General features: G+C 34.7%; 28 protein-coding genes and 1 riboswitch. Of the genes, 23 read left to right on the top strand and 5 right to left on the bottom strand.

Annotated elements, in window-relative coordinates:
* The first annotated feature begins 3 nt into the window (after positions 1-3).
* From resB to FSZ17_RS15155, 7 genes are all read left to right on the top strand, one after another.
* On the top strand, positions 4-1,656 hold the full coding sequence (resB, locus tag FSZ17_RS15185; RefSeq protein ID WP_057771400.1) for a cytochrome c biogenesis protein ResB: 1,653 nt from the start codon (positions 4-6) through the stop codon (positions 1,654-1,656).
* Positions 1,643-2,830, top strand: a complete 1,188-nt coding sequence (ccsB, locus tag FSZ17_RS15180; RefSeq protein WP_057771399.1) for a c-type cytochrome biogenesis protein CcsB — start codon at positions 1,643-1,645, stop codon at positions 2,828-2,830. The genes resB and ccsB overlap by 14 nt, the downstream gene beginning before the upstream one ends.
* Before the next feature lie 101 nt (positions 2,831-2,931).
* Positions 2,932-3,648 carry a response regulator gene (locus tag FSZ17_RS15175; protein WP_057771398.1) on the top strand — a complete coding sequence of 239 codons (717 nt, stop codon included), beginning with the start codon at positions 2,932-2,934 and terminating at the stop codon, positions 3,646-3,648.
* A complete protein-coding gene (locus FSZ17_RS15170; RefSeq protein ID WP_057771397.1) occupies positions 3,645-5,426 on the top strand; it encodes an ATP-binding protein in 1,782 nt (593 codons plus the stop codon). The genes FSZ17_RS15175 and FSZ17_RS15170 overlap by 4 nt, the downstream gene beginning before the upstream one ends.
* 199 nt (positions 5,427-5,625) lie before the next feature.
* Complete coding sequence (sigX, locus tag FSZ17_RS15165; RefSeq protein WP_057771396.1) at positions 5,626-6,177, top strand: RNA polymerase sigma factor SigX; 552 nt, start codon at positions 5,626-5,628, stop codon at positions 6,175-6,177.
* A complete protein-coding gene (locus FSZ17_RS15160) occupies positions 6,152-7,390 on the top strand; it encodes a GerMN domain-containing protein (protein WP_057771395.1) in 1,239 nt (412 codons plus the stop codon). Before sigX ends, FSZ17_RS15160 begins: the two co-directional genes overlap by 26 nt.
* Positions 7,391-7,946: 556 nt before the next feature.
* Positions 7,947-8,125, top strand: a riboswitch (FMN riboswitch).
* 166 nt (positions 8,126-8,291) lie between these two features.
* Positions 8,292-8,876: an ECF transporter S component gene (locus FSZ17_RS15155; protein ID WP_057771394.1), complete on the top strand. Its 585-nt coding sequence runs from the start codon at positions 8,292-8,294 to the stop codon at positions 8,874-8,876.
* Between the two features lie 114 nt (positions 8,877-8,990).
* Here FSZ17_RS15155 and FSZ17_RS15150 read toward each other — a convergent pair whose 3' ends face one another.
* Entirely contained in the window at positions 8,991-9,239 is a 249-nt protein-coding gene (locus FSZ17_RS15150; protein ID WP_057771393.1) for a ferredoxin, read from the bottom strand.
* A gap of 271 nt (positions 9,240-9,510) precedes the next feature.
* Between FSZ17_RS15150 and FSZ17_RS15145 the strand changes: the two genes are divergently transcribed.
* From FSZ17_RS15145 to FSZ17_RS15125, 5 genes are all read left to right on the top strand, one after another.
* Complete coding sequence (locus tag FSZ17_RS15145; RefSeq protein ID WP_057771392.1) at positions 9,511-10,569, top strand: YpbB family protein; 1,059 nt, start codon at positions 9,511-9,513, stop codon at positions 10,567-10,569.
* On the top strand, positions 10,566-12,077 hold the full coding sequence (locus FSZ17_RS15140) for a RecQ family ATP-dependent DNA helicase (RefSeq protein ID WP_057771391.1): 1,512 nt from the start codon (positions 10,566-10,568) through the stop codon (positions 12,075-12,077). Before FSZ17_RS15145 ends, FSZ17_RS15140 begins: the two co-directional genes overlap by 4 nt.
* Entirely contained in the window at positions 12,067-12,660 is a 594-nt protein-coding gene (locus tag FSZ17_RS15135; RefSeq protein WP_057771390.1) for a CPBP family intramembrane glutamic endopeptidase, read from the top strand. The genes FSZ17_RS15140 and FSZ17_RS15135 overlap by 11 nt, the downstream gene beginning before the upstream one ends.
* Complete coding sequence (locus FSZ17_RS15130; RefSeq protein WP_057771389.1) at positions 12,657-13,328, top strand: LysM peptidoglycan-binding domain-containing protein; 672 nt, start codon at positions 12,657-12,659, stop codon at positions 13,326-13,328. The genes FSZ17_RS15135 and FSZ17_RS15130 overlap by 4 nt, the downstream gene beginning before the upstream one ends.
* Before the next feature lie 113 nt (positions 13,329-13,441).
* Positions 13,442-13,900 carry a YpbF family protein gene (locus tag FSZ17_RS15125; RefSeq protein WP_057771388.1) on the top strand — a complete coding sequence of 153 codons (459 nt, stop codon included), beginning with the start codon at positions 13,442-13,444 and terminating at the stop codon, positions 13,898-13,900.
* Between the two features lie 53 nt (positions 13,901-13,953).
* On the opposite strand, the gene FSZ17_RS15120 is transcribed toward FSZ17_RS15125, so the two are convergent.
* The 3 genes from FSZ17_RS15120 to FSZ17_RS15110 are packed head-to-tail and all read right to left on the bottom strand — an operon-like array spanning position 13,954 to position 15,054.
* The gene (locus tag FSZ17_RS15120; protein ID WP_057771387.1) at positions 13,954-14,523 is read right to left on the bottom strand and encodes a manganese catalase family protein; all 570 of its coding nucleotides are present in this window, start codon (positions 14,521-14,523) and stop codon (positions 13,954-13,956) included.
* A 43-nt stretch (positions 14,524-14,566) separates the two neighbouring features.
* The gene (locus FSZ17_RS15115) at positions 14,567-14,827 is read right to left on the bottom strand and encodes a spore coat protein CotJB (protein ID WP_057771386.1); all 261 of its coding nucleotides are present in this window, start codon (positions 14,825-14,827) and stop codon (positions 14,567-14,569) included.
* Positions 14,824-15,054: a spore coat associated protein CotJA gene (locus FSZ17_RS15110; RefSeq protein ID WP_057771385.1), complete on the bottom strand. Its 231-nt coding sequence runs from the start codon at positions 15,052-15,054 to the stop codon at positions 14,824-14,826. Before FSZ17_RS15110 ends, FSZ17_RS15115 begins: the two co-directional genes overlap by 4 nt.
* A gap of 137 nt (positions 15,055-15,191) precedes the next feature.
* On the opposite strand from FSZ17_RS15110, the gene FSZ17_RS15105 reads away from it, so the two are divergent.
* The 6 genes from FSZ17_RS15105 to FSZ17_RS15080 all read left to right on the top strand — a co-directional run bounded on the left by FSZ17_RS15105 (position 15,192) and on the right by FSZ17_RS15080 (position 20,614).
* Complete coding sequence (locus FSZ17_RS15105) at positions 15,192-15,824, top strand: CBS domain-containing protein (protein ID WP_057771384.1); 633 nt, start codon at positions 15,192-15,194, stop codon at positions 15,822-15,824.
* Positions 15,825-15,874: 50 nt separating this feature from the next.
* On the top strand, positions 15,875-16,237 hold the full coding sequence (locus FSZ17_RS15100; protein ID WP_057771383.1) for a hypothetical protein: 363 nt from the start codon (positions 15,875-15,877) through the stop codon (positions 16,235-16,237).
* A gap of 52 nt (positions 16,238-16,289) precedes the next feature.
* A complete protein-coding gene (locus tag FSZ17_RS15095; RefSeq protein ID WP_057771382.1) occupies positions 16,290-17,069 on the top strand; it encodes a metallophosphoesterase in 780 nt (259 codons plus the stop codon).
* Between the two features lie 111 nt (positions 17,070-17,180).
* Positions 17,181-17,759, top strand: a complete 579-nt coding sequence (locus FSZ17_RS15090; protein ID WP_057771381.1) for a genetic competence negative regulator — start codon at positions 17,181-17,183, stop codon at positions 17,757-17,759.
* 270 nt (positions 17,760-18,029) lie between these two features.
* Positions 18,030-19,304 carry a Glu/Leu/Phe/Val family dehydrogenase gene (locus tag FSZ17_RS15085; protein ID WP_057771535.1) on the top strand — a complete coding sequence of 425 codons (1,275 nt, stop codon included), beginning with the start codon at positions 18,030-18,032 and terminating at the stop codon, positions 19,302-19,304.
* A gap of 344 nt (positions 19,305-19,648) precedes the next feature.
* On the top strand, positions 19,649-20,614 hold the full coding sequence (locus tag FSZ17_RS15080; RefSeq protein ID WP_057771380.1) for a YpdA family putative bacillithiol disulfide reductase: 966 nt from the start codon (positions 19,649-19,651) through the stop codon (positions 20,612-20,614).
* Positions 20,615-20,679: 65 nt separating this feature from the next.
* Here the strand turns inward: FSZ17_RS15080 and FSZ17_RS15075 are convergent, their stop codons facing one another.
* Positions 20,680-21,657: an asparaginase gene (locus tag FSZ17_RS15075; RefSeq protein WP_057771379.1), complete on the bottom strand. Its 978-nt coding sequence runs from the start codon at positions 21,655-21,657 to the stop codon at positions 20,680-20,682.
* 209 nt (positions 21,658-21,866) lie between these two features.
* On the opposite strand from FSZ17_RS15075, the gene prsW reads away from it, so the two are divergent.
* The 5 genes from prsW (at position 21,867) to FSZ17_RS15050 (ending at position 25,925) form a co-directional block, all read left to right on the top strand.
* Positions 21,867-22,538 carry a glutamic-type intramembrane protease PrsW gene (gene prsW, locus FSZ17_RS15070; RefSeq protein ID WP_057771378.1) on the top strand — a complete coding sequence of 224 codons (672 nt, stop codon included), beginning with the start codon at positions 21,867-21,869 and terminating at the stop codon, positions 22,536-22,538.
* Between the two features lie 120 nt (positions 22,539-22,658).
* Positions 22,659-23,489, top strand: coding sequence for a spore cortex-lytic enzyme (gene sleB, locus FSZ17_RS15065; protein WP_057771377.1), 831 nt, complete (start codon positions 22,659-22,661; stop codon positions 23,487-23,489).
* 14 nt (positions 23,490-23,503) lie between these two features.
* Complete coding sequence (gene ypeB, locus FSZ17_RS15060) at positions 23,504-24,853, top strand: germination protein YpeB (RefSeq protein ID WP_057771376.1); 1,350 nt, start codon at positions 23,504-23,506, stop codon at positions 24,851-24,853.
* A 166-nt stretch (positions 24,854-25,019) separates the two neighbouring features.
* The gene (locus FSZ17_RS15055; protein ID WP_057771534.1) at positions 25,020-25,682 is read left to right on the top strand and encodes a flagellar brake protein; all 663 of its coding nucleotides are present in this window, start codon (positions 25,020-25,022) and stop codon (positions 25,680-25,682) included.
* A 63-nt stretch (positions 25,683-25,745) separates the two neighbouring features.
* Positions 25,746-25,925 (top strand): YpfB family protein, encoded by a 180-nt coding sequence (locus FSZ17_RS15050; protein ID WP_057771375.1) that lies wholly within the window; start codon positions 25,746-25,748, stop codon positions 25,923-25,925.
* Positions 25,926-25,964: the final 39 nt, after the last annotated feature.

Genomic DNA, 25,964 nt, shown 5'->3' with positions numbered 1-25,964 from the left:
ATAATGAAGGATGTAAAATGTGAGTGCGGACATGTGAATCCTCATGGCACAATTCTTTGTGAAGCTTGCGGAAGAATTCTCGAGGAGCATGAGAAGGAAAAGAAGCTTGTCGATATGCGCTATGAAGGAAGTGCACGCCGCTCGCAAACTTACAATAAAACAATAGTGGATAAAATTTGGAATTTTTTCTCATCTGTAAAGGTTGGTGTATGGCTAATCGTCATTACACTAATCGCATCAGCTTTGGGAACTATTTTTCCACAGGAAATGTATATTCCTCCTACGATGCCTGCTGAAGTGTTTTATGAAGATCAGTACGGCTGGCTAGGAAAACTATATTATGAACTTGGCTTCCACAATCTTTATAGTTCTTGGTGGTATTTAGTGTTAGTAGCGTCAATTGGCATTTCGCTTGTCATTTGTAGTTTGGATAGGGTAATTCCTCTTTATCGAGCTTTGAAGGCTCAGCGTGTGACAAGACATGAAGGTTTCCTAAAACGCCAGCGGCTATTTGGAATTTCAGAAGCTGAAAACTTGGAAGAATCATATGAAAAGGTAAAAGAAAAATTAAGAGAAAAAAGGTACCATATTCGTGAAGAGGATGGCAATATTCTTGCTGAAAAAGGCAGATTTTCAAGATGGGGTCCTTATGTAAATCATATTGGATTAATTATTTTCTTGATTGGTGGAATGCTCCGCTTTGTCCCTGGTATGTATGTAGACGAGGTTATGTGGATCCGTGAAGGGGAAACTAAGGTGATTCCAGAAACAGACGGAGAATATTATTTGAACAGTGACCAGTTTATACTGGAAGTTTATGATAAAAATAAAGACAAGGAAGTTTTTAGTGAAGCAATTGAAAATGCTGGGATGGTAGCAAAAAATTATCAGTCCAATGTAACCCTATATAAAAAGAAAGGGGATTCGATTGCTGGAGAAAAACCTGAGCTTGAAAAAGTGAAGGATTATGAGATTCGTGTTAATGATCCTTTGAGATTTGAACGCTTTGCATTGTATCAATCCACATATAAATTAAATGAATTGAACAAAATGACCTTTGCTCTTACTAATAAACAAACAAATAAAGAGTTCGGCACGCTGACTGTGGATTTAAATGACCCTAAGGAAAAATATGATTTAGGGAACGGATATTCAGTTGAAGTAGTAAGCTATTTTCCAGATTTCGAATTTGATGAAAATGGAGAACCGGTTACAAAATCACGAATTCCAAACAATCCAGCTTTCGTCTTTAAAATGCTGACTCCTGATAAGCCTGAAGGGGAAGTAAGTTTTGTAGCTATTCGTCAAACGATTGAGCCTTTCGGAGATAATACATATAAAATGGCATTCAAAGGGATCGACACGAAAAATGTATCCGGTCTCACCGTTCGAAAAGATTTGACGCTTTGGATTATATCTTTAGGTGGATTAATCTTTATGATTGGTGTTGCTCAAGGTTCATATTGGAATCACCGCCGTATTTGGATTCGTCGTGTAAACAATGAAGTTTGGGTTGCAGGCCATACGAATAAAAACTGGCACGGCTTGAAAAGAGAAATTGGTATTATTCTAGAAAATACTGGAATTAACGAGCCGGAAGATCAAGTTCAAAACGAAAATAAGGATTCGGGGAGGGAGCTAAGTGGTAAGTCTTAGTGGAAATTTATTATATGCATCCTTCTTCCTATATTTAGTAGCCACTGTTTTATTTGCTGGCTCTATAAAGGATAAAAAAGGGAAAAGTGCAGAAAAGGGCCCAAATAAGTGGGCGAAATTAGCGATTATTGTTACTATTGTTGGTTTTGCTGCACAATTGGGGTATTTTATTACTCGTTGGATTGCTGCTGGTCATGCTCCAGTAAGTAATTTGTTTGAGTTTACAACTTTCTTTGGAATGTCTCTTGTAGGAGCATTCATTGTCATCTATTTTATATACAAAACTCCAATGCTCGGAGTATTTACACTTCCTGTAGCTATTTTGATGATTGCCTATGCAAGCATGTTCCCGCGTGAGATTTCTCCGCTTATTCCTGCTTTGCAGAGTGATTGGCTACATATCCATGTAACGACAGCTGCTGTTGGGCAAGCAATTTTGGCAATTAGTTTTGCAGCTGGGATTATTTATTTAATAAAAGCAATTGATCAATCCAAGGCAAGTAAAAGGACCTTTTGGTTAGAGGCAATTATGTTTGGTTTAGTTTGTACCCTTGGATTTATTATTGTATCCTCCACTTTTTCAGCAATGGATTATAAAGCTGAATTTAATTGGATCGACAAAACTGACACGGAAGCTAAATTGGAATATCATATGCCAGCATTGGTAGGACCTCATAAAGGTGAATTGCTCACGGCTGAGAAATTCGAACCAATTGTTGATGTACCTGCCATCATTAATGCAAAAAAATTGAATACAGTTATTTGGTCAATAGTATCAGGAATTATACTATATTTACTGATTCGATTAATATTACGTAAACGTATAGGTGCAGCTTTACAACCAATAGTTAAAAATATTAATCTGGATTTAGTAGATGAGATAGGCTATCGCTCTGTTTTAATAGGGTTTCCTATCTTTACACTTGGCGCGTTGATATTTGCTATGATTTGGGCACAAATTGCTTGGACACGTTTTTGGGGATGGGATCCAAAGGAAGTATGGGCGCTCATTACATTCCTTTTCTACGCAGCATTTCTCCATCTCCGACTATCTAAAGGATGGCATGGTGAAAAGTCTGCATGGCTTGCAGTTATAGGATTTGTTATCATTATGTTTAATCTAGTAGCTGTTAACCTTGTTCTAGCTGGTCTTCATTCTTACGCAGGATCTTAAGAGTTAATGAAATAATTAATAATTTTAAAAGCCTTCACCTTTGTGGGGGCTTATTTCAAAATATAAATCATTTTTGGGAACTAAATTGGGGGATAATGGATATGGAAAAGGATGTTAGAATTTTAGTTGTGGATGATGAGGAAAGAATTCGACGTTTATTAAGAATGTACTTAGAGCGTGAAAATTTCATCATTGAAGAAGCGGAGGACGGCAATGAGGCGTTAACAAAGGCTTTTGCTAATGATTTTGACATCATTCTTCTTGATTTAATGATGCCTGGTAAAGATGGAATTGAAGTATGCAGGGAGCTTAGGGAGAAAAAAGCAACTCCGGTTATCATGCTGACAGCTAAAGGCGAAGAAGTAAACAGAGTTCAAGGATTTGAGGCAGGAACGGACGATTATATTGTAAAGCCTTTTAGCCCGAGAGAAGTGGTTCTTCGTGTGAAAGCATTGTTGCGCCGTTCATCTAAAACATCTTTTATTCAAGCAGAAACAACAACAAAAGATGTGATTGTGTTTCCTCACTTAACAATTGATCATGATGCCCATCGTGTATTAGCAGATGGAAGGGAAGTTAGCTTGACTCCGAAAGAGTATGAATTGCTTTATTTTCTTGCGAAATCTCCAGATAAAGTATTTGATCGTGAACAATTACTTAAAGAAGTATGGCATTACGAATTTTTTGGGGATTTACGAACTGTAGACACACATGTAAAGCGCTTACGCGAGAAATTAAATAAAGTCTCTGAGCAAGCAGCAAAAATGATTGTTACAGTATGGGGTGTCGGTTATAAGTTCGAGGTTATAAATGAATGATGCTTTGGCGTAGCGTTGTAGGCAAACTTTGGTTTACAATTCTTTTACTTGTTTCTTTTGTATTATTTATTTTAACGATTATGTTATTAGAGTTTTTTGAAAGCTATCATATTAATGAATTGGAAAGAGGACTAACTAATACAGCGCAGAAAATTGCACGAATATTAGATGAGCATGATCGAGATATCGGGTTGGAGATTTCTTGGGAATTAGTCGATGATGTCACTGGGGTTGTCATAGTGGCAAACCCTGAGGAATATTATTACTCACCAAAAGGAAACAGATCATTCAATTTGCCAATTAATTATTTTACTGAGGATGCTGATCTACAAAAGGTTATCACTGAAGGTAAAACAGTAAAAAAAATGTCTTCATTTAATGAGAATAAAGATAATAGCAAAGATGAATCCAGAATATTAATCATCGGTGTACCTCTAAAAGATACTACAAGTAAAAATGGTGCGGTTTATATTTATCAATCACTAGAAGTTATGCAAGAAACAACTAGTTCGACTACAAAGTTTATTTTTCTTGCTGCAGGTGTTGCAATAATCTTAACTACCATATTTGCTTTTTTCTTATCAACAAGAATTACTGCTCCGTTAAGAAAAATGCGTGAGGCAGCATTTGAGGTTGCTAGAGGAAAATTTGATACGAAGGTACCTTTTCCATCTCAAGATGAAATTGGTGAATTAGCAATTGCGTTTAACCAAATGGGAAAACAGTTGAAGTTTAATATGAATGCACTAAGCCAAGAAAAAGAGCAGCTTGCCAGTATTTTAAGTGGAATGGCAGATGGTGTTATTACTTTTAATAATGATGGGACGATTTTGATTACGAATCCGCCAGCAGAACGTTTTTTGCATAACTGGTACTATGAGCAGGATGTAGGCAACAAGGATACTGCCGCTGTCCCATCTAAAGTTATGGAGCTTTTTCAGCAAGCTGTAAATACTGAAAAGGAGCAAGTGGGCGAGATATCTATACAAGGAAGATTTTGGGTTATGATAGTAAGTCCACTGTATAATAATAAGTACATTCGCGGAGCAGTTGCAGTTATTAGGGATATGACCGAAGAAAGACAGCTTGATAAGCTAAGACAGGATTTTATCGCTAATGTTTCACATGAGCTTAGAACACCTATCGCTATGATGCAAGGTTATAGTGAAGCAATTGTAGATGATATCGCTGGAACAGATGAAGAAAAGAAAGAAATGGCAAGAGTCATATATGATGAATCTTTAAGAATGGGCAGGCTAGTGAATGAACTTCTAGATCTTGCAAGAATGGAAGCAGGACATATACAATTAATAAAAGAAGAAGTTGAGGTTCATCCTTTTCTTCAAAAAATTAACCGGAAGTTTCAAGGACTAGCAAAAGAAAAAGACATTCAGCTTAGTCTTGAGCTTGGTAATAAAGAGGTTTGGTTTTGTTTCGATCCTGATGGAATGGAACAAGTGCTGACAAACTTAATTGATAATGCAATACGTCACACCCCAAATACGGGAGTAGTGACAGTATCTGAGCATACGGACGATCGAGGTTTATATATTGAGGTCATAGATTCGGGATCAGGTATTCCGGAAGAAGACCTTCCTTTTGTTTTCGAACGATTCTATAAAGCCGATAAAGCGAGAACTCGAGGTCGTTCAGGGACAGGACTTGGTCTTGCTATTGTGAAAAATATTGTTCATGCCCATAAGGGACAAATTTCGGTCCAAAGTAAGGTTGGCCATGGTACGACATTTTCTCTATTTATTCCTCGAAATATAGAATAATATAGAAAAAAGTGCCGATTGTTCTTGATTCACAAGAAACATTATAATTGAAAAGCTATCGTAAAAGGGAAGGATTTACAGAAAAATCCTTCCTTTTTTATTAGGAGAAAAAGTATAATAGTTCAAAGAGGAATCTATATTCAAATGTAACTTTTATTTAGTTATATACGACTATTTTATTGAACGGGGAGGGGAACTGATGGACTCCGTTTTTGATGAATTATATAGAAAATATCATCATGATGTTTTTCAATTTCTTTTTTATATGGTCAAAAACAAGGAACTTGCTGAGGATCTAGTTCAGGAGGTATATATTAGAGTTCTTAAATCCTATGAACGTTTTGAAGGAAAAAGCAGTGAGAAAACTTGGCTTTTTTCTATTGCTAGAAATGTTGCGATCGATTCTTTCAGAAAACAAAAAGGATGGAAACAAAGAATATTAGAGAAGTTTGACTGGACGACACAGCAGGTAATGGATGAATATCCAATACCTGAAGAAATTGCTATTCAAAAGGAAGAGATTCAGCTCATTTATCAATGTCTTGACCATTGTACGGTTGATCAAAGATTAGTTATTGTTATGAGATATATGCATGAGCTTACGATTACAGAAACAGCTGAAGCATTAAACTGGACTGAAAGCAAGGTAAAAACGACTCAGCATAGGGCCTTAAAGGTTCTTAAAGGACATATGGAAGATAAAAGAAGAAAGGAGGGGATGGATATTGAGGAAGTCAGAGTGGAGCGATGAGCAGATAGAGGAATTATTAGGCCAACTTCCTAAAATTATAGATGAACGGGATCCGCAGGAAATTTATCAAAACATTTCAATAAAATTAAGCAGGCGAAAGCATAAAGTTTGGATAATGCCAACTGCAGCGACTGCAGCAGCTTTACTCTTATTATTCATACTTGTTCCCAGCCTATTTAATTTTCAGAATACAGAAGAAAAATCAATGGAATCAGCAGATAAATCTTCATCAGGTGCCGAGATAGCAATGGAAAAAAAGAATATAACCCAAGACAAAGAGCAAAATTCTACCAATGATGAAAGTGCAGTACCTTTTGCAGCAAAAGAAAGCAATGATATGAATGAAAATATTGGTTTACGCTCAATAGAGGCCGAGGATCAAAGTACGGCTGTTTATGAAGAGGATATTGCTGGTCGCGAAGTTTTGACTTATGCTATACCCGATGATAATGTCGAATTTATTGTGCCTGTAAGTATTATTGTTTCAAATGAAGAGAATAAAACAAAATTTAAACTTTTTGAAGATAATATGAAAAGGCTTACTGAGAATGACTGGGGTTTGTACGATTATTACCCTTTAATGGCTGAATTAAAATATGAAGAAGATAAAAAAATATTAAATTTTGATGTTCCAGCAAATCAGTCATATAGTTTTTCAGGTTCTACTGAGAATATTTTATCTCAGGTTTTAACCAGTACGATGAAGTCTTTAAATATTAAAGAAACTAATTTTTCAACAGATGGAAATCCTGGAATTGATTTTGGGTATAATGGGACGATTGAGAAATTTGTGCCTGGTGATGATCAGTTTGGAAACCATGCTTATTATTTTTATTATCCTAGCAAGGCAGAATCAAAACCATTTATTGTTCCAAATAGTGAGGAAGTAAGTACAATTGAAGATGCGTTTTCATCAATGAGAAAGGGAACGGGAAATGAGAAATTAATTCCTTCTATTCCTGAAGATATTCAGTTTGAAACAGTAAAGGGTCCTGCAGAAAACAAATTGACGATTCGCTTTAAGAAAGGCTCTACTATTAATGACGACGCCAAAACATTGCATACAATTGAAGCCATTCTGCTAACAGCAAAAGAATTCAATTATGATGCAGTGAAATTGGAAAATGCACAAATAGATAAAATAGGAAAATTTAATTTAGATCATGAAATTAAGGTTCCAGTCGCAGCTAATAAACGAACGATAACCCATTAATTGTTAAGACGATCCATTTGGTTCGTCTTTTTCTATATAGTCAAAATGCATATTTTACTTTATGTGGTTCTAAATAGGATCAAGTCAGCATAGTGTGAATATTGTAATAGAGGTCTAGGATTATGTAATGATGTAGGAGGAAAAAATGCGGGATTATTTAAAACGATTTATTATTGCATGTTTAATGGGGCTTTGTATCAGCTTATTATTTATAGGAGGAAGTATGTACAAGCTCTAGGAATAATGATAATGAAATATCAATTTTAGAAAAATGTTAAATAAACCTAAAAAAGACATTAATAGACATCTGTAAAAATGTAGGATGTCGGTTAATGTCTTCTATTTTTTTATTAAAGGATAATCCGATTTATTGAGACGATAATTTTACAAAACAATAGTTATATGTCAATTCAATTGATTGTGCATATTTAACGTGTAATCGCTTTAATTTAATAAAGTCGTTAGATTGTCATATTTATCACTGATTAAAGTTGACGAGTAAACCTTTTCATTTTTTATGCTTTCAAGTATAATATTATTTGTAAAATACAATACGGTCTATCTTCGGGGCAGGGTGAAATTCCCGACCGGCGGTGATGAGAGGTTTCTCTAAGCCCGCGAGCCTTTTTAAGAGGAGACATTTATCCGATATCAATTTTGGATAATATCTTTGCTTGGGCAGGATTTGGTGTGATTCCAAAGCCGACAGTATAGTCTGGATGGGAGAAGATGGAGGTTCTGCAGACGTTCAAAAATTGCAGGTTATTTGAACGTTTATTTAGTGAGCCTTGGAAAATCTCCCTCAAGTGTCATACTTGGGGTTTTTATTTTGTCTGGGCTTAACTTTGACTGCTGAACCTTTCTTCTTTAGGAGAGATAGTCCTAATTAGGAGAGAGGAACATGAATAGATTTTCAGTTAAAGCTTTAGTTTCAATTGGGATGTTAAGCAGTATAGCTTATGTATTAATGCTGTTGAATTTTCCGATGCCGCCATTTCCGCAATTTCTTATGATTGACTTCAGCGATATCCCTGCATTAATCGCAGCGTTAATCTTTGGACCAGTGGCTGGAATTTTAGTTGAATTGTTTAAAAATATTTTAGATTATTTCATGACAGGTAGTGCTACTGGTGTACCTGTTGGCCATATTTCCAATTTTATTGCGGGTATTTTGTTTGTTCTACCAACTTACTATGTGTATAACAAGCTAAAAACAAAAAAAGGCATGACTTTTGGTTTAGTAGCTGGAACGTTTATAATGGCAATTATGATGAGTGTGTTAAATTATTTTCTCATTTTACCTGCCTATACATTCTTCTTAAATATGCCTGCCATGTCAGCGCCTGAAATGCGTACAATGATTATAAAAGGCATTTTGCCGTTTAATATTATAAAAGGTCTAATCATTACGACCGTATTTATGCTTATTTTTGCAAGGATGAACACTTGGATTAGCAAGCAAAAATCATTAAAAAGTGCAGCTTAATATTGAAATTAAAAAAGCAACGGCCTGCACCGTTGCTTTTTATTATTGATTCTATAAAAAACTCCCTTACATCTTAGAGTAAGGGAGCAATAAATAATTTATATCAAGAAATGACTATTCAAATTTAAGTGGGTTGCCATCAAATGATTCATCAGCAACTTTAATTGAATCTGTTGGGCAGCCTTCGAAAGCATCCATCATGTCATCAATTAATACATCAGGAATTTCAACAATTCCTTGGTTATCATCTAGAGTAACGAATGCAATGCCTTCATCATCGTAATCGTAAATATCAGGTGCAGCTGCTCCGCATGCTCCACATGCAATACATGTTTCTTTGTCAACAATAGTGTACTTTGCCATGAAAAATTACCTCCCAAAATAATAAGCGAATTATTCTTAATTTTGATCTTTTATAAAGATGGAAACGAATTCCTCATCCCTATTGTAAAACTGAATGCTTAACTTTTCAATAGGAAAAGTATTGAGAATGCTTATCACACAAGGTTCTTAGAAAAGTAAGAATTAAAGAGGTTCTCTATTTTCATTCGTGATAGAATAAAAATAGAAGTATTTTTAAACTATACTAAATTGTATTATTAATTCCTTAATAGTATACATATATGGTGATCGAATGAATGACTCTTTAATAAAGATGCTAATATTATTTTGTTTACATCGTATTGATGCTCAGCGAACCATCTATTCAATTTTTCACTTATTGAAGGGGAAAAAGTCTGCTCAAACTATACAAGATGCTCATTTCTTTCAATTAACAAACCTTTTCCATACTTTTACTGACTTAACACGTATTGAATTTGAGGAATTGGTTTTGGAAATGGAAAAACAAGGATTTCTAGAAGGCTTTCCTCAGCAACGCTTTCGATTAACTTCAGATGGATTAAACCAGATGAAATTGTTTTTTGAGAAACAGCCAATTCCTAAGTCGTTAAATGGTTGGAAATTCCATCAAGTAACAGAGCTATTTTGGGAAAGGCTGTCACTAGCGGTACAAGTCGTTTCGCATTTGAAAAGCTGGGATTCAAAGTTTATCCCGATTCAACGAAAAAAAGAAGTTCATTTTTGGCTTAAAGGTTTTATACAAGGTACTGGGTTGAACAGAGAAGAACTCGGCGTTAAACTTTACAAAGAATTAGTAGAGTGCCTTGAAGGATATAGAGAAATTGACCCTTCGTTACTTGTATTAAGATTAACAGGGTATCAGATTATTGGACTTACCTCGAGCCAAGCTGCTGAAAAAATGAACTTGGATAATGATACTTATCAATTCCGGTTTAAAGGACTAATTCATTATATGCTTGAAACTATCCAGGCGAATCCGACTGATTTTCCAATATTGAGATTGTTTGTAACGGAAGATAAAGAAAATGTATCACTAACTCACTCTGCAAAGAAGACTTATGATTTGATCAAAAAAGGCTTCTTTATAGAGGAGATTGCCCGAATTCGAAGACTTAAAAGAAATACAATAGAGGATCATATCGTTGAAATATCATTAAACTGCAGCGGTTTTGATATTTCCTCGTTTGTTTCCACAGAAAAACAAGAATTAATCTTAAATGCAATAATGGCGAGTAATTCAAAACAGTTAAAGCAAATACGACAATTCATACCAGATGCAGATTATTTTGAAATTCGCTTAGTATTGACTCGAGTTGGTGAAAAAGTATGAAGCTTGAAGATGTGCTCCAAAAGCATTTCAATTATTCTTCTTTTAGAATTGGTCAAAAAGAAATAATTTCCTCCATTCTAGATGGGAAACATACAATAGCCATGCTTCCAACTGGTACTGGTAAATCGTTGTGCTACCAATTGCCAGGATATTTATTAAAAGGGAAAATAGTTATTGTTTCTCCTCTTTTGTCCTTGATGCAGGATCAAGTGGAGCAGATGATGATGAATGGTGAAAAGAGAGTGATAGCTTTAAATTCCTTTTTATCACATGAGGAAAAATATCAAGCTCTGCATCAATTGAGTAAATATAAATTTATTTTTTTATCGCCAGAGATGCTTAGATCCGATCAAGTAATGAATAAGCTTAAAGAAATTGGTATTGACTTATTTGTAATTGATGAAGCCCATTGTATTTCACAATGGGGATATGATTTCAGACCAGATTATAATAAGCTTGGAGAGATTAGAGAGAGATTAGGGTCGCCATTAACACTTGCATTGACGGCAACAGCCACCCCTGAAGTTAAAGATGATATTATCACTTCTCTAAAAATAGGGGAATGGGAGGAATTTATTTATTCTGTTGACCGTCCGAATATATCGTTAATAGTGGAAAGCATTAGAACTTATAAAGAGAAAACGGAAAGATTGGTTGAGCTTATTACGAGTTTGGAAGGGCCAGGAATTATATATTTTTCAAGTAAGAAATTGTCTGAACAGATGGTGTCGTTATTTAAAGAAAGAGGATTCAGTAAGGTAGCTGCATACCATGGAGGATTGGAGCAAGAAACTAGAATATTAATTCAGCAACAATTTATCCAAGGTCAACTAGATGTGATTTGTGCGACAAGTGCTTTTGGAATGGGAATAAATAAAGATAATATTCGCTATGTCATTCATTTTCACATGCCACTTCAGCTTGAATCATATTTACAAGAAATTGGGCGTGCTGGAAGAGATGGAAAACAAAGTCTAGCTCTATTACTATATTCCCCTGGGGATGAGCAACTTCCTAATCAGCTCGTTGAAGGAGAGCTGCCAAGTGATGCACAATTAGATTGGTTATATAAATGGCTGATGGAACATCGTGAAGCACTGAATAATTTAAGCCTTTTTGAAAGTGAAATAAAAAGAGTTTCAGGGTTCACAGACAACCAATGGAGAATGGTCGAAGCCTTTTTACAGTGTAATAATGGAGCCCACATAGAAAAAACAATTGATCAATTAAAGAAGTTCATAAACGAGCGCATGCTGATAAAGTTGAACAAGATTCAAGAAATGTATAGATGGACACAATTAACGGAGTGCCGTAGAAAAAAGATCTTGAACTATTTTAATGAAGAAAAGACAATAGAGATGAAGAACTGTTGTGATTGCTGTGGAGTTGATTATAGTGAATTCTATTCCTTTATAACAAAAGAGCCTTCTATTAAAATTGAGTCTTCTTTTCATTGGAAAAATCATTTGGCAGAAATACTTTTAAGTGAGAGAAAAAATGAAGAATAAGTATTCAGAGTTAATTAAAGAGCTTTCAGACAGGGAGCTGCTATTTCATTTATATTTAACGCAAGTAATCCTATTAGCAATATCAGCCATATTAGGCTTAATATTATTTGATCATATCTCAGATTTTCTTAATCTCTTTTTACTACATGATCGGAATATGTGGCTTATAGGTGGAATAGCTGGATTGCTGGTAGTTATGCTTGATATTACTTTAATGAAGTTTTTACCTCATGCTTATTACGATGATGGCGGATTAAATGAAAGGATATTTCGAAATAGAAGTGTCATTCATATCGCATTCATTGCTGCAATTGTTGCTTTTTGTGAGGAGCTATTATTTCGTGGTGTTATTCAAACACATTTTGGACTAGTGGTATCAAGTATTGTATTTGCTGTTGTTCATTATCGTTATATTTTTAATTGGTTTTTGTTTTTAAATGTAATTGTATTAAGCTTTTTAATAGGATATATATTCTTGATAACAGACAATTTATTTGTGACTATATTTATGCATTTTATTATTGATTTTTTACTAGGAATAGTTATAAAATACCGTAAACATATAGGAAGGGATATACCATGAACAAAGAAGGCCCTTATAGAGATCAAGCAGAACGGCTTCGGAAGAAAGTGTATAGGAACATGGAGCCAGAAGACATGACAGCAGAAAAAGCTTCTTTACCACCAAGAAGCAGGCTTCATCGAGAAAAAAGGCAAAAAAGTAAATGGAAGGTTAAATATCCTATTATACGTCTTCTAGCTTTAATGTTTATTCTTCTGCCAATTGCGATATTCAGCATACATTATTCTTTAAATAAGGATAAGCCTGGTAATGCAGAAAAGGTTAGCACAGATCAGCAAGGGTATGAAGCAGTTGGATATGAAAGTGAAAATGAGGATAAAGAGACAAAGATAGAGGAAAGAGAAGAAGTTCCGGATAAAGATGATTCGTCAGTAGATGATTCAGAAAAGAAAGTAGAAGGATCCGTCCCTGTTCCTAAAACGCAAGAAGAGGAGAATTCGGATAATAAAGGGTCAGCAGTTCCTTCAGAAAGTGAACTAAATCAACAGGATAAGGAAGTTCAAGAGGCAGATGATAAAGGTGTAATTTATCATACTGTGAAGCCGAATGAAAACATTTTTCGGATTGCACTTAAATATCAATCAGGAGTCGATATAATAAAAAAAGAAAATAACCTGAAAAGTGATGAAATTCAAGTAGGGCAAGTTTTAGTCATTCCAAAAAAATAGATTCTTATTCTCCCTATCATATAGTGAGGTACAAGCTCATAAACTAGAAAAAAAGGGTATGTGAACAATTATTGTTCGTTTTCTTAATGGGCTATGTAGATGGAGGGGGAACAATGGAGTCATCAATAAAACTGTTAGATGATCGAACTGATCAGGCTACAAGACAAATGCTTCAAAAAGTTGTTGAAAGGAAAAGAAAGTTTGATAAATATAAATTGAGGCATTTAATTATTATGTGGGCAACTGTATTTTTGTCATTTTTCTACTTTTTCTATATTTATCAAACCATAATGAAGCCTTATTCCTATTCATTTGCTTCTATGTTCTCGACATATGTCAACCAGTCTGTTAATTTTTATTATCTAATATTTATTGTTGGTTTGTACGGGCTTATGAATTTATTGCGAGAGAAAAGGGAAAAAGCAGAGAAAGAATATCATGCTTTACGATGTGAAATCATTGACAAAAGTAAAGATCTTTGGAAAAAGGAAGATGAATGGAAAAACAGGCATACCGTTTTTGAAATGATGAAAGCAAATTATGATATTAATTTGTATCATGAAAATAAATAATTTAAGCAGAATCAAAAAAAAATTGCCTGCTTCTTTTCCGAAGGGTATGTCTACTAAAATACCCTCTTTTTCCCTTGTTCATCCTTTAGAATCTCAACAGCTTCTCTGAACCTTTGTGAATGTATGATTTCCCTTTCCCTTAAGAAACGTAAGCTATCATTTAAGTCGGTATCATCACTCATATTGATGATCCATTGATAAGTTGCGCGTGCTTTTTCTTCTGCAGCAATATCCTCGTATAAATCAGCAATTGGATCACCTTTAGCTTGTATATAGGTGGCAGTCCAAGGTGATCCAGCAGCATTCTCATAATAAAGTGCATTATCATGATTAGCATAATGAGCGCCTAGACCAGCTGCTTTCATTTGTTCTGGTGTTGCATCCTTCGTTAGCTTATACACCATTGTGGCAATCATTTCTAAATGAGCAAACTCTTCTGTTCCAATATCTGTGAGAAGTCCGATGACCTTATCTGGAATGGTGTAGCGCTGATTTAGATATCGTAAAGCAGCAGCAAGTTCTCCATCTGCTCCACCGTATTGTTCTATTAAGAATTTTGCGAGCTTTGGGTTACAAGTACCTACACGAACTGGGTATTGCAATTTTTTTTCATAGACCCACATATCTATTCAGCCCCTCCTTCATAAACAACTTCTAAAATTCGTTTTACACTTGCCATGGCCATGGAGTATCAACCCAATTCCATGGTTTTCCTGAATAGCTATGCCCAAATTGCATAAGTGGACCGAATTTGCTTTCAAATGCCCTGCTAATTTTTTTTCTTTCACTTACATAATGGTTAAATTGATTGATAGTATCCTCATCATCATTATGGGTATCTAAATATAAGGTGAGTTCCACTAATACAAAATCAACAGCTTGGAGTTGTTCTAATAATTGATAGTAATCGGCAGGCATTTGTTTCATTGAGACTGCCCCCTTTTGGCTTTTTCATATGGACTATACCAAGGATCATAAAAGGCCTTCCATAGTGTACCAGCTCTTAATGCCTCTGTTGGTGAAAATTGAGGGAGATTTGGAGGCTGAAAACCCATATAGAGATTGGGTGGGGTCGAATACGTTTTTACTGTAATAGGCTTACAAGGATCAAAGGGGCTAATATATGGATGCCAAGCTTTTTGAAGTGTAAACATGTTGTCCCTCCTCTTATGTGACTCATTCAATCTTATGACAAAAATTTATAATTCATGTTAGATATAAAAAGGGATTTTAAATATTATTGTAGAATTATTAAATACGCAACTGTAAATAATACTTTGAGGTGATTGAAATGTTTGTCAAAAGCGTTATGATTCCTAGACATTCTAGTTATACGATTGATCACGAATCATCAATTAAGGAAGCACTCGAAAAATTAGAAGAGCATCATATTGATGGATTACCAGTTTTAGATGGTGATACCTATCTTGGTGTCGTAACAAGGTACAGAATCTATGAAAACTATTTTAATGCTGGACAAACGAAGGAAGATTATTTGCAGAATACAAAAGTGAAGGATATTGCAACCCATAAGGATCAATATCTTAAGGGGAATGAAATTTTCGAGAAAACTTTCCTTAGTTTGAAGGATTTCCCACTTCTTGCAGTTCTTGATGAAAAACAGAAATTTGCAGGGATTGTTACACGATTTGATGTCCTAAATCAATTCCAATCTGCATTTGGAATGAATAAACCAGGTGTACGTATTGCCTTTACTGCATCTGAAACAGAAGGAAGATTGGCGAGGTTGTCAGAAATAGCCCATCAATTCCATGAGCATATTATTTCCATTGTAACCTTTGATGAGACTGATAAGCTAGTTCGCAGAATCGTGATGAAGATTGAAAAGAAGGACAATATACAAAAATTTATAGAAAAACTAGAAGCTTCAGGATTTAGAATTCTTGATGTTCACGAAGATTAAGAAAGGAAGAAGAATCCCTCTCATACAATTTGTATGGGGAGGGATTCTTTTTGAATCGTCATGCATTTTATTGTATCATTAGTTTTTTCTGTGGATTATTGTTTATAGAATGGTTTCCAATTCCAATAATTAATATTACGGAACTTGTGTTTTCATATATATTAAATCCCTTAAATTTTTTTGCAGCTAGCCTTGTTATTATCGTTGGTGTTCTAATCACTGCAGAAATGATCAGAGAAGAAATGATTTTAAAGGCAATTGATTCAATAAAAAATAGGGAATGTAATTTTAATGTTCTAATATGCATTATATTTGTTATTAATTTTATTACCTTAATAAATATTGGGTTTTGGCAAACAGTAGTATTTTTCTGTTTTTCAATTATATATGGTATTATTTCTATAGATTTTTAAGAAGCTATAATTTGTTGAAAACTAGTCGATTGAATACGTGGCAGGAGGCATTATGATTTTTATTATCACATTTGTATTAATTCTCGGAGTAGGACTTCTTATTTATATGTCCAAGGAAGCTTTTGCTGACCGAGTTATTCAAAATGTAGTTACTTTTTCAGACTTTCCAGAAAGCTTTGGGGAAGTCAAGATTTTTTTCATTTCTGATATACATAAGAGAGTTATCTCTGACAAAATTATAGAGGAAGTACTATCAAAAAAGGCCGATTTGGTTATTATAGGGGGAGATTTATTGGAAAAGGGGGTACCCTTTGAAAGAGTAAAACAAAATCTCCAAAATTTAAGAAAGCTGGGCCCAGTATATTTTGTTTGGGGAAATAATGACTACGAAGTGGATTTTCGTGCGTTAGATGCCCTTCTATTAGATTGTGGGATAAAGGTTCTCGCCAATACGGCTGTTTCCTTCGAATCGGTAAAAGGAGATAAGTTAATCCTTTTAGGAATTGATGATATAGGCAGAAAACGCGACAGATTAGATTTAGCATTAGAAGATGCAGATGACACTGGATTTAAAATTTTAGTTAGCCATAATCCACAAATTATCAGCAAAATAAAAAAGGAGCACCAAATACGTTTAGTGTTAAGTGGGCATACCCATGGTGGCCAAATTCATATTTTGGGCTATAGTCCGTATCAAAAAGGTGGTTTAAAGAAGCGAAAAGAAACAGTTTTATTAACTAGTAATGGCTACGGAACAACTGCTTTGCCGTTAAGATTGGGTGCAAAATCAGAAACACATCTTGTGACAATAAAAAAGGGTAACAAATATTAAGAGTGAAGCGGAAAAAAGCGCAAATTGGGTAAAATAACTTACATGACTCACCAATTTTTTTTACTTTCATACACTAAACAAAAGAGTTGGTTCACATCAGGGGGCATATACATGCGCTTAGAACGATTAAATTACAATAAAATTAAAATATTTCTTACCCTAGATGATTTATCGGAAAGAGGGCTTACAAAAGAAGATATTTGGAAGGATTCCATGAAATGGCATCAACTTTTTCATGATATGCTTGACGAAGCGAGTGCAGAATTCGGGGTTGAAATTCAAGGCTCAGTTGCTGTAGAGATTTTCTCTATGCAAGCACAAGGGATGATAATGATCGTTACAATGGAAGAACAGGACGATGAGGAGCTTCTTCAGGATGGCTTTATCGAAATGCAGTTAATAATGGGTGGGGACGAGGAAATCCTTTTTGAATTTAGGGAATTTGAAAATGTGATTCAGCTTGCAAAGCGTCTTAATAATATGAACATTACAAACGGCACCCTTTATGCTTTTAAAGACTCCTATTATTTTTATCTTTCCAATCAAAATGCGAATGATATAAATAGACTTGTCGCGGTTCTAACAGAATACGGAAATCCTTCAATGGTAAGCATTCATATGCTGGAAGAATACGGATCTGTAGTTATGAAGGACAGTGCTATAGAAAAGCTTGTATATTTTTTTAAGTAATGATAGCTAAATATATTTTTGAGGAGGATTTATTCCTCCTCTTTTCATACTTCTTCATTTTTTGTTCTTAACACTTTCTCTAAACGTAATGATTGAGTGGGGTATAGAAACTTCGTACATACTTTATATAAATGAATTGAGAGCGTTTACATAAAATTATCAAAAAATGCGGAAAAAAACTTTTTTCATCTTGCATAAAAAAATCAAAGGTGTATACTAATGTCTGGAAGCGGACAACAAATGAAAGTGATTCTAGGAGGTTTACACAAAATGGTAGCCAATAATGGTACTGAGACAAATAGAGAAGACAAGCTTGACGTGTTAAAGTCAACCCAAACTGTTATTCATAAGGCATTGGAAAAGCTAGGTTATTCTGATGAGGTATTCGAGCTTCTGAAAGAGCCTCTACGAATGATGACAGTTAAAATCCCTATCCGGATGGATGATGGAACAGTGAAAGTCTTCACTGGCTACCGTGCGCAGCATAATGATGCAGTTGGACCAACAAAAGGTGGAATCCGTTTTCATCCAGGAGTAACTGAAAAGGAAGTTAAAGCCCTTTCAATTTGGATGAGCTTAAAGTGTGGAATAGTTGATCTTCCATATGGTGGAGGAAAAGGTGGAATAATTTGTGATCCACGTAATATGTCTTTCCGAGAATTGGAAGCACTAAGCCGTGGATACGTACGTGCAATTAGTCAAATTGTTGGACCGACAAAAGATATTCCAGCACCAGACGTATTTACAAACTCACAAATTATGGCATGGATGATGGATGAGTACAGTAGAATAGATGAGTACAACTCACCAGGATTTATTACTGGAAAGCCATTAGTATTAGGCGGTTCACACGGTCGTGAAACAGCGACTGCTAAAGGTGTAACAATCTGCATTAGAGAAGCTGCTAAGAAGAAAGGCATTGAATTAGAAGGTGCACGAGTTGTAGTGCAGGGTTTTGGAAACGCTGGAAGCTTCTTGTCTAAGTTCCTTCATGATGCTGGGGCAAAAGTTATTGGTATATCCGATGCTTACGGTGCATTACATGATCCAAATGGATTAGATATAGATTATTTACTAGACCGTCGCGACAGCTTTGGAACAGTAACAAATCTATTTAACGATACAATTACAAATAAAGAACTTTTAGAGTTAGATTGCGATATTTTAGTTCCAGCTGCAATCGAAAATCAAATTACAGATGAAAACGCACACAATATTAAAGCGAAAATTGTTGTTGAAGCTGCAAATGGTCCAACAACATTGGAAGCTACTCAAATATTAACTGAACGTGGAATTTTACTTGTACCTGATGTTTTAGCATCAGCTGGTGGAGTAACAGTTTCCTACTTTGAATGGGTACAAAATAACCAAGGTTATTACTGGTCTGAGGATGAGATTGAAGAAAAACTTCAGAAAATCTTAGTGCAATCTTTCAATAATATTTATGAAACAGCGCAATCTCGCCGTGTGGACATGCGTCTTGCTGCTTATATGGTTGGAGTTCGCAAAATGGCTGAAGCTTCAAGATTCCGTGGTTGGGTATAAGAGGAACGACTTTTTTTACGAGCTTATAGTTATTAGTTATGATAAGTTGTTCATTTGATTCTTTATTGGAAATCTCCTATCATATTTGATGGGAGATTTTTATTTTAGCTAATAAGAAAGTTTAAGTTTATTAACGTACTAAAGTGAAGTGTTTTCAAATAATATCTGCTAATAAGATCGCATAAGAAAAACTAAGGCCTTAGTCAAAAAGGACTTGGCAAAGGTCAAGTTTTTCTAATACTGACTAGCGCATGCAGCATCACAGGAACAATCTTTTCTTTCCTTGTTCCGCAGGCGCTTGTGCTTTTCTAAGTTTCGCTTTTCTGAAAGGAGTACACTGAAAAATGAGAAGAGAAGATGCAATAATTATAGGTGGTGGCCCTTGTGGGTTAGCGTCGGCGATTTCGCTTCAAGAAATCGGGTTAAAACCACTTGTTATCGAAAAGGGGAACATAGTTAATGCCATTTATCATTATCCGACACACCAAACTTTTTTTAGTACAAGTGAAAAACTAGAAATTGGCAATATACCTTTTATTACTGTTGAATATAAGCCAAGACGAAATGAAGCGTTATCCTATTACCGTGAAGTGGTAAAAAGAAAAAACATAAATATTAATGCTTATGAAAAGGTCTTAAAGGTTACCAAGCAAGAAAATAAGGAATTTTTAGTTGTAACAAATAAGGGTCAGTATATTTCAAACTATGTCATCATTGCAACAGGTTATTACGATCATCCTAATTACATGAATATTCCTGGGGAAGATTCCCATAAGGTTTACCATTATTTTAAGGAAGCGCATCCATATTTTGATAAGGATGTAGTTGTTGTTGGCGGTAAAAATTCAAGTGTTGATGCGGCGTTAGAATTGGTTAAGGCTGGTGCAAGAGTTACAGTTATTTATCGGGGAAACGAATATTCACCAAGTATAAAGCCTTGGATATTACCTGAATTTGATGCCTTAATTCGTAATGGTGTAATTAAAATGGAATTTAATGCACATTTAAAAGAAATTTTTGATGATAAAGTCATCTATATGAAAAATAATGAGGTTTTTGAGTTGAAAAATGATTTTGTCTTTGCCATGACAGGCTATCATCCAGATCATACATTTTTGAAATCGATAGGTGTCAAGATTGATTCTGAGACAGGAAGACCATTTTTTAATAATGAAACAATGGAAACAAATATTGAAGGCATATTCATTGCTGGTGTTATTGCTGCAGGGAATAATGCAAATGAGATATTCATAGAAAATGGCCGCTTTCATGGTGGGTTAATAGCTGAATTAATAAAAAACAAGAATTAACACGGGGGAGTCTCATAAGTCGAATTTTCGGCTTTGAGACTGCCCCTTAAGCTCAATTTAAGTCATTAAACGTTAAACATATCTTCAATCTCTTTATTATTAGTTGTACTCGCTAAGCCAATAAGTAACTTAATTCGTGCTTTTTGCCCATTTAAGCCATTTGAAAAAATGACTCCTAAATCCTTTAATTGTTTTCCTCCGCCTTCATAACTGTATACGTCTTGAGCAATTCCGTTGAAGCAGCGTGAAACGAGGACAACAGGAATATTTTTTTCGATTAATGCTTTGATTCCTTCAACTGTTGCAGGCGGTAAATTGCCCTGTCCTAACGCTTCTATAACAACTCCATGATAATCTAAATCACGTATAGCATAAAGTAGTGTTGAATCCATTCCGGCATGCGCTTTCATTAAAGCAACTCGCTTTGCAACATTATCAATTTTGTAATATTCGTCATTTGTTGGAAGGTGGTGGAAGAATACACCCCTTTTTGTTACAATACCAATCGGTCCATATTGAGGACTTTGAAAAGTTGATACATTGCTAGTGTGTGTTTTTGTTACATTTTCTGCTGTATGAATCTCATCATTTAATACGACAAGAACTCCTTTGCTCTTGGCTTCTTCGCACGAAGCAACTCTAATTGAAGAAATTAAATTATAAAGACCATCGGCACCAATTTCGTTGCTAGATCGCATTGCTCCTGTTACGACAATTGGTAATGCTGCTTGGATAGTCAAATGAAGGAAATAAGCTGTTTCTTCCAAAGTATCTGTCCCGTGTGTTATGACAACACCCTCAATTTCTTCTTTTCCACAGTGATAATCAATTATTTCCTTAAGTTTAAACATTTCAATAGGTGTAATATGAGGTGAAGGAAGATGAAATGGTTCTTCAATAATAATTTCAGCAAGTGACAGCAATTCTTTAGTTTTTTCGGTTAATGGGTTGATTTCAGTTGGCTTCACAGCACCTGTAGATGCATCCTCACTCATCGAAATTGTTCCACCAGTGTGAATGACGAGAATTTTTTTCTTTTGCATTATGATTCCCTCTACTTTCTAAAAATTCCAAAGTGTAAAAAGTGTGTTTTTGAATAAAACAGCACCAATGGAGTGATGGTACTCTTTTTTATACTATTTATAGAAATTTGATTTTCTTTCTACTCGTATCATGTTACGATTAAGAAGGTAATAATTATTATTGTTTCCTTATATGAAATATTGCTGCAAAATAGAAAAGAGGCTAGTACATGCTTGGTATATTATCTGCGGGTATTGCCCCTGGATTAGCGTTGTTAAGCTATTTTTATTTAAAAGATCAATATGATTCAGAGCCGGTCTATACAGTGTTTAAGACTTTTTTATTTGGTGCGCTCCTTGTATTCCCAATAGCGTTTATTCAGCATGTCCTCGAAACTGAAAATATGATCGAGTCCAGTTTTATTAATGCGTTTCTCTCATCAGCAACGCTAGAGGAATTTTTTAAATGGTTTATTTTATTCTATACGATCTATCAGCATGTTGATTTTGATGAACCATATGATGGAATTGTTTATGGAGCAGCTGTATCATTAGGCTTTGCTACCTTAGAAAATATTTTTTATCTTATTACGTATGGTTTAGAACATGCTATTGGTCGAGCTCTTCTCCCTGTATCAAGTCATGCATTATTTGGAGTTATCATGGGCTATTATATAGGAAAAGGGAAATTTTCAGCAACCTCTAAATATAAATGGATTATTCTTTCATTACTTTTTCCTATCATTCTTCACGGTACTTACGATTTCATTTTAATTACTCAAAAAAATTGGCAATTTGTCATGTTTCCATTTATGACTTTCCTATGGTGGTTAGGATTAAGAAAAGTAAAGAAAGGTAGAGAATTAAGTGCCCAGCATTTCAGAAATCAGCTAGACTTCTAAAAACTCTTCATTCGAATTTGGAATGAAGAGTTTTTTTATTTCCATAGGTTTGCATAAAAAACCAGCTACTACAAAATATAGAGATAATGTTATAAAGATTTACTTTGGAGGTTACTATCCATGAAAATGAACTTGTTGTTTACTAAGGTAATTCTTATTATCTCTGTTTGTATAATCGTACTTCCCATGAGTGGCAATGAGGGAAGAGGTTTAGCTTTTTCAAATCAAGTGATCCAACAAGGAGCTGTTGGAGATGATGTGATTGAACTGCAATCAAGGCTCCAATATCTTGGTTTTTACAATGGTAAGATTGATGGGGTTTTTGGATGGGGAACTTACTGGGCTTTAAGAAATTTTCAATATGAATTTGGTTTAAATATTGATGGGATGGCTGGAGCTAGTACGAAAAATAAACTTGTCAAGGCATCAAAATATAATGAGCAATTTGTCAAAAATCAAATTGCAAAAGGAAATAAGTTTTCTCATTACGGAGGAACGAGTCTTGAATCTCAAAAGAAATCTGCTAATGGTGCACCTGCAAAAAAGACTAAACCAGCGAAGCAAAAACCAACAGCTGCCAATGTGCCTAACGGATTTTCACAAAATGATATCCAATTAATGGCGAATGCTGTATATGGTGAGGCGAGGGGTGAACCGTACACAGGTCAAGTTGCTGTCGCAGCAGTTATTTTGAACCGTGTAAATAGTGCCACTTTCCCAAATACAGTTTCAGGAGTTATTTTTGAACCAGGTGCGTTTACTGCGGTCGCTGATGGGCAAATTTGGCTAACCCCGAACGAAAAGGCAAAAGAGGCGGTCATTGATGCAATTAATGGCTGGGACCCTACAGGACATGCATTATATTACTTTAATCCAGATACAGCGACAAGTGCTTGGATTTGGTCGAGGCCACAGATTAAAAGAATAGGTAAACATATTTTTTGTAAATAGAGAGGTGAGGAATATTGCTTAGAGGAATATTAATAGGTGTACTTACTTTAGGAGTAGCAGGTACTGCATTTTGGGGTTACCAAGAGCATCGTGAGAAAAATGCGATCCTCATTAATGCGGAAAATAATTATCAGAGGGCATTTCATGGCCTTACCAATAAAATAGATTTATTACATGACAAAATCGGAACGACATTGGCAATGAATTCTAGAAAATCATTATCACCTGCACTGGCTGATGTTTGGAGGCTTACTTCGGAGGCACATTCAGATGTTGGACAGCTCCCGCTCACCTTGCTGCCTTTTAATAAAACAGAGGAGTTCCTTTCTAATATCGGAGATTTTAGTTATCGAACAGCAGTAAGAGATCTAGATAAAGAACCATTAACGGATAAGGAATATCAAAACTTAAAGAAATTATACTCAAATTCAGCAGAAATACAAAATGAATTACGTAAGGTTCAGCATTTAGTATTAAAAAATAATCTCCGTTGGATGGATGTAGAAATGGCGCTTGCAACGGGGAAAGAAACTGCTGACAATACGATCATTGATGGTTTTAAAACAGTTGAAAAAACGGTTGAAGGATATGGGGAGACAGATCTTGGCCCTACTACGGTAAGTCTCGAAAAAAAAGATCAAAACTTCCAAAACTTAAAGGGTAAAGAAATAACAGAAAATGAAGCAGTACAAGAAGCAAAAAAATATGCTGGATTCGGGAATAATGTAAACATTAACGTAACAGAAAATGGAAAAGGATCAGCTTACGGATTTTATAGTGTCACAGTCCAAGATAAAAAAACAAAACAGGAAGCTAGTATGGATATTACAAAAATAGGCGGCTATCCAATTTGGTTTATTTTAGACAGGGATATTAAAAAACAAACAATTAGTTTAAATGAGGCTAGTATTAAAGCAGTATCCTTCTTAAAAGAAAATGGATTTAAAGATTTAGACCTTTTCGAAAGTGCACAATATAATCATACAGGTGTGTTTACGTTTGTTTCAAAACAAAATGATATAAGGATATACCCTGATTCAATTAATGTTAAGATTGCGCTGGATAATGGGAATATTGTTGGGTTTTCTGCAGGGGAATATTTAAAATCTAACCATAAAAGAAATATTCCAAAACCGGTTATTTCAATTGAAGATGCAAGAACTAAAATTAATCCTCAAGTGAAAATTATGGAAGAAGGGTTAGCGATAATTCAGAATGATATTAATCAAGAGGTCCTTTGCTATGAGTTTCTTGGTACTCTTGGAGAGGATACGTATCGAATTTTTATTAATTCAGATAATGGACATGAAGAAAAAGTGGAAAAGCTTGAAAATGCAGAACCAATTTTTGAGAATGTTGTTTAGGGAAAAGTTTTATAGCTTTTCCCTTTTATTATTCTCCCATTTGAAAATAAAAATGATCATGTACAAACACCATGATAAATGTCATAATTAAATGACAAGATTATCCTTTGAAGGTAATGGATTTTGATATTTTTCTATTGTTATGAAAAAGGAAAGTGTGGTCCAAATGGTTAAAATTGGTGATGTGCTTGTTTTAGAGCCTAGATTTTCTGATAAAATTGAAAAATATAAATGTAAAATTGTTGAAAAAAAAGATAATAACCTGTATATTGACTATCCAATTAATATGGAGACGGGCAGAACCGTATTTCTAATGGATGGAGCTCAATTTAAGGCAAGTTTTGTTTCGGAAGACGGATCTGTTTTCCTATTTGAATGTGAAGTGTTAAGAAGAATAAAATTAAATATTCCGATGATCATCATATCATATCCTGGCCCAGATGAGCTTGTGAGGATTCAACGTCGGGAATTTGTTCGTGTTGAAACAGCTGTAGATGTTGCAGTTCATGCACTTGAAAAAGGAGAATTTACTCCATTTGTAACTGTTACTGAAGATATAAGTGCTGGAGGGGCAGCTATTATTAGTGATAATAAAAGAAATTTTTCGCCCAATATGATGACTGATAATTGGTTTGTTTTGCCGATGCAAAATGGAGAGGTCCATTATTTGAAATTGAAAAGCAAAATCATAAGAATATTGGAAATCAATGAATCAAAGTCTATTATTTCTATACAATTTATTGATATTTCATCGATAGATAGACAAATTTTACTCCGTTTCTGTTTTGACCGACAGCTCGCTTATAGGAAAAAAGGATTAGAAATATAAAGTGAGGTATAATAATTCAAGTTCGCACCCAAAATAGGAATAAAAAATGCGGAGCGATTTATTATGAAGGCAATAGAAAGAATTATTATTAAAATAATTATGATTCAATTTTTATTTTTGATCATTACGCAATTATTTTTTCATAAATTGAATATTTTCCCTGAACTGAAACAGCTTACCCAATACGAAGGGGTAACTGATAATAATTTCACAGAATTTCTGGAAACATTTAGGGGTAAATAATTTTTAAGCGGGCTGAGCCCGCTTTTTTTTGATTATACA

Source organism: Cytobacillus dafuensis, from assembly GCF_007995155.1.
Taxonomy (GTDB): domain Bacteria; phylum Bacillota; class Bacilli; order Bacillales; family Cytobacillaceae; genus Cytobacillus; species Cytobacillus dafuensis.
The sequence above is the reverse complement of the archived record's forward strand: the minus strand, read 5'-3'. Positions and strand labels throughout refer to the sequence as shown.

Bases quoted from the DNA above. Each gene is read 5' to 3' on its own strand.
- resB (WP_057771400.1), top strand. From the start codon at position 4: ATGAAGGATGTAAAATGTGAGTGCGGACATGTGAATCCTCATGGCACA.
- FSZ17_RS15175 (WP_057771398.1), top strand. From the start codon at position 2,932: ATGGAAAAGGATGTTAGAATTTTAGTTGTGGATGATGAGGAAAGAATT.
- FSZ17_RS15170 (WP_057771397.1), top strand. From the start codon at position 3,645: ATGATGCTTTGGCGTAGCGTTGTAGGCAAACTTTGGTTTACAATTCTT.
- sigX (WP_057771396.1), top strand. From the start codon at position 5,626: ATGGACTCCGTTTTTGATGAATTATATAGAAAATATCATCATGATGTT.
- FSZ17_RS15155 (WP_057771394.1), top strand. From the start codon at position 8,292: ATGAATAGATTTTCAGTTAAAGCTTTAGTTTCAATTGGGATGTTAAGC.
- FSZ17_RS15150 (WP_057771393.1), bottom strand. From the start codon at position 9,239: ATGGCAAAGTACACTATTGTTGACAAAGAAACATGTATTGCATGTGGA.
- FSZ17_RS15145 (WP_057771392.1), top strand. From the start codon at position 9,511: ATGAATGACTCTTTAATAAAGATGCTAATATTATTTTGTTTACATCGT.
- FSZ17_RS15140 (WP_057771391.1), top strand. From the start codon at position 10,566: ATGAAGCTTGAAGATGTGCTCCAAAAGCATTTCAATTATTCTTCTTTT.
- FSZ17_RS15135 (WP_057771390.1), top strand. From the start codon at position 12,067: ATGAAGAATAAGTATTCAGAGTTAATTAAAGAGCTTTCAGACAGGGAG.
- FSZ17_RS15130 (WP_057771389.1), top strand. From the start codon at position 12,657: ATGAACAAAGAAGGCCCTTATAGAGATCAAGCAGAACGGCTTCGGAAG.
- FSZ17_RS15125 (WP_057771388.1), top strand. From the start codon at position 13,442: ATGGAGTCATCAATAAAACTGTTAGATGATCGAACTGATCAGGCTACA.
- FSZ17_RS15120 (WP_057771387.1), bottom strand. From the start codon at position 14,523: ATGTGGGTCTATGAAAAAAAATTGCAATACCCAGTTCGTGTAGGTACT.
- FSZ17_RS15115 (WP_057771386.1), bottom strand. From the start codon at position 14,827: ATGAAACAAATGCCTGCCGATTACTATCAATTATTAGAACAACTCCAA.
- FSZ17_RS15110 (WP_057771385.1), bottom strand. From the start codon at position 15,054: ATGTTTACACTTCAAAAAGCTTGGCATCCATATATTAGCCCCTTTGAT.
- FSZ17_RS15105 (WP_057771384.1), top strand. From the start codon at position 15,192: ATGTTTGTCAAAAGCGTTATGATTCCTAGACATTCTAGTTATACGATT.
- FSZ17_RS15095 (WP_057771382.1), top strand. From the start codon at position 16,290: ATGATTTTTATTATCACATTTGTATTAATTCTCGGAGTAGGACTTCTT.
- FSZ17_RS15090 (WP_057771381.1), top strand. From the start codon at position 17,181: ATGCGCTTAGAACGATTAAATTACAATAAAATTAAAATATTTCTTACC.
- FSZ17_RS15085 (WP_057771535.1), top strand. From the start codon at position 18,030: ATGGTAGCCAATAATGGTACTGAGACAAATAGAGAAGACAAGCTTGAC.
- FSZ17_RS15080 (WP_057771380.1), top strand. From the start codon at position 19,649: ATGAGAAGAGAAGATGCAATAATTATAGGTGGTGGCCCTTGTGGGTTA.
- FSZ17_RS15075 (WP_057771379.1), bottom strand. From the start codon at position 21,657: ATGCAAAAGAAAAAAATTCTCGTCATTCACACTGGTGGAACAATTTCG.
- prsW (WP_057771378.1), top strand. From the start codon at position 21,867: ATGCTTGGTATATTATCTGCGGGTATTGCCCCTGGATTAGCGTTGTTA.
- sleB (WP_057771377.1), top strand. From the start codon at position 22,659: ATGAAAATGAACTTGTTGTTTACTAAGGTAATTCTTATTATCTCTGTT.
- FSZ17_RS15055 (WP_057771534.1), top strand. From the start codon at position 25,020: ATGGTTAAAATTGGTGATGTGCTTGTTTTAGAGCCTAGATTTTCTGAT.
- FSZ17_RS15050 (WP_057771375.1), top strand. From the start codon at position 25,746: ATGAAGGCAATAGAAAGAATTATTATTAAAATAATTATGATTCAATTT.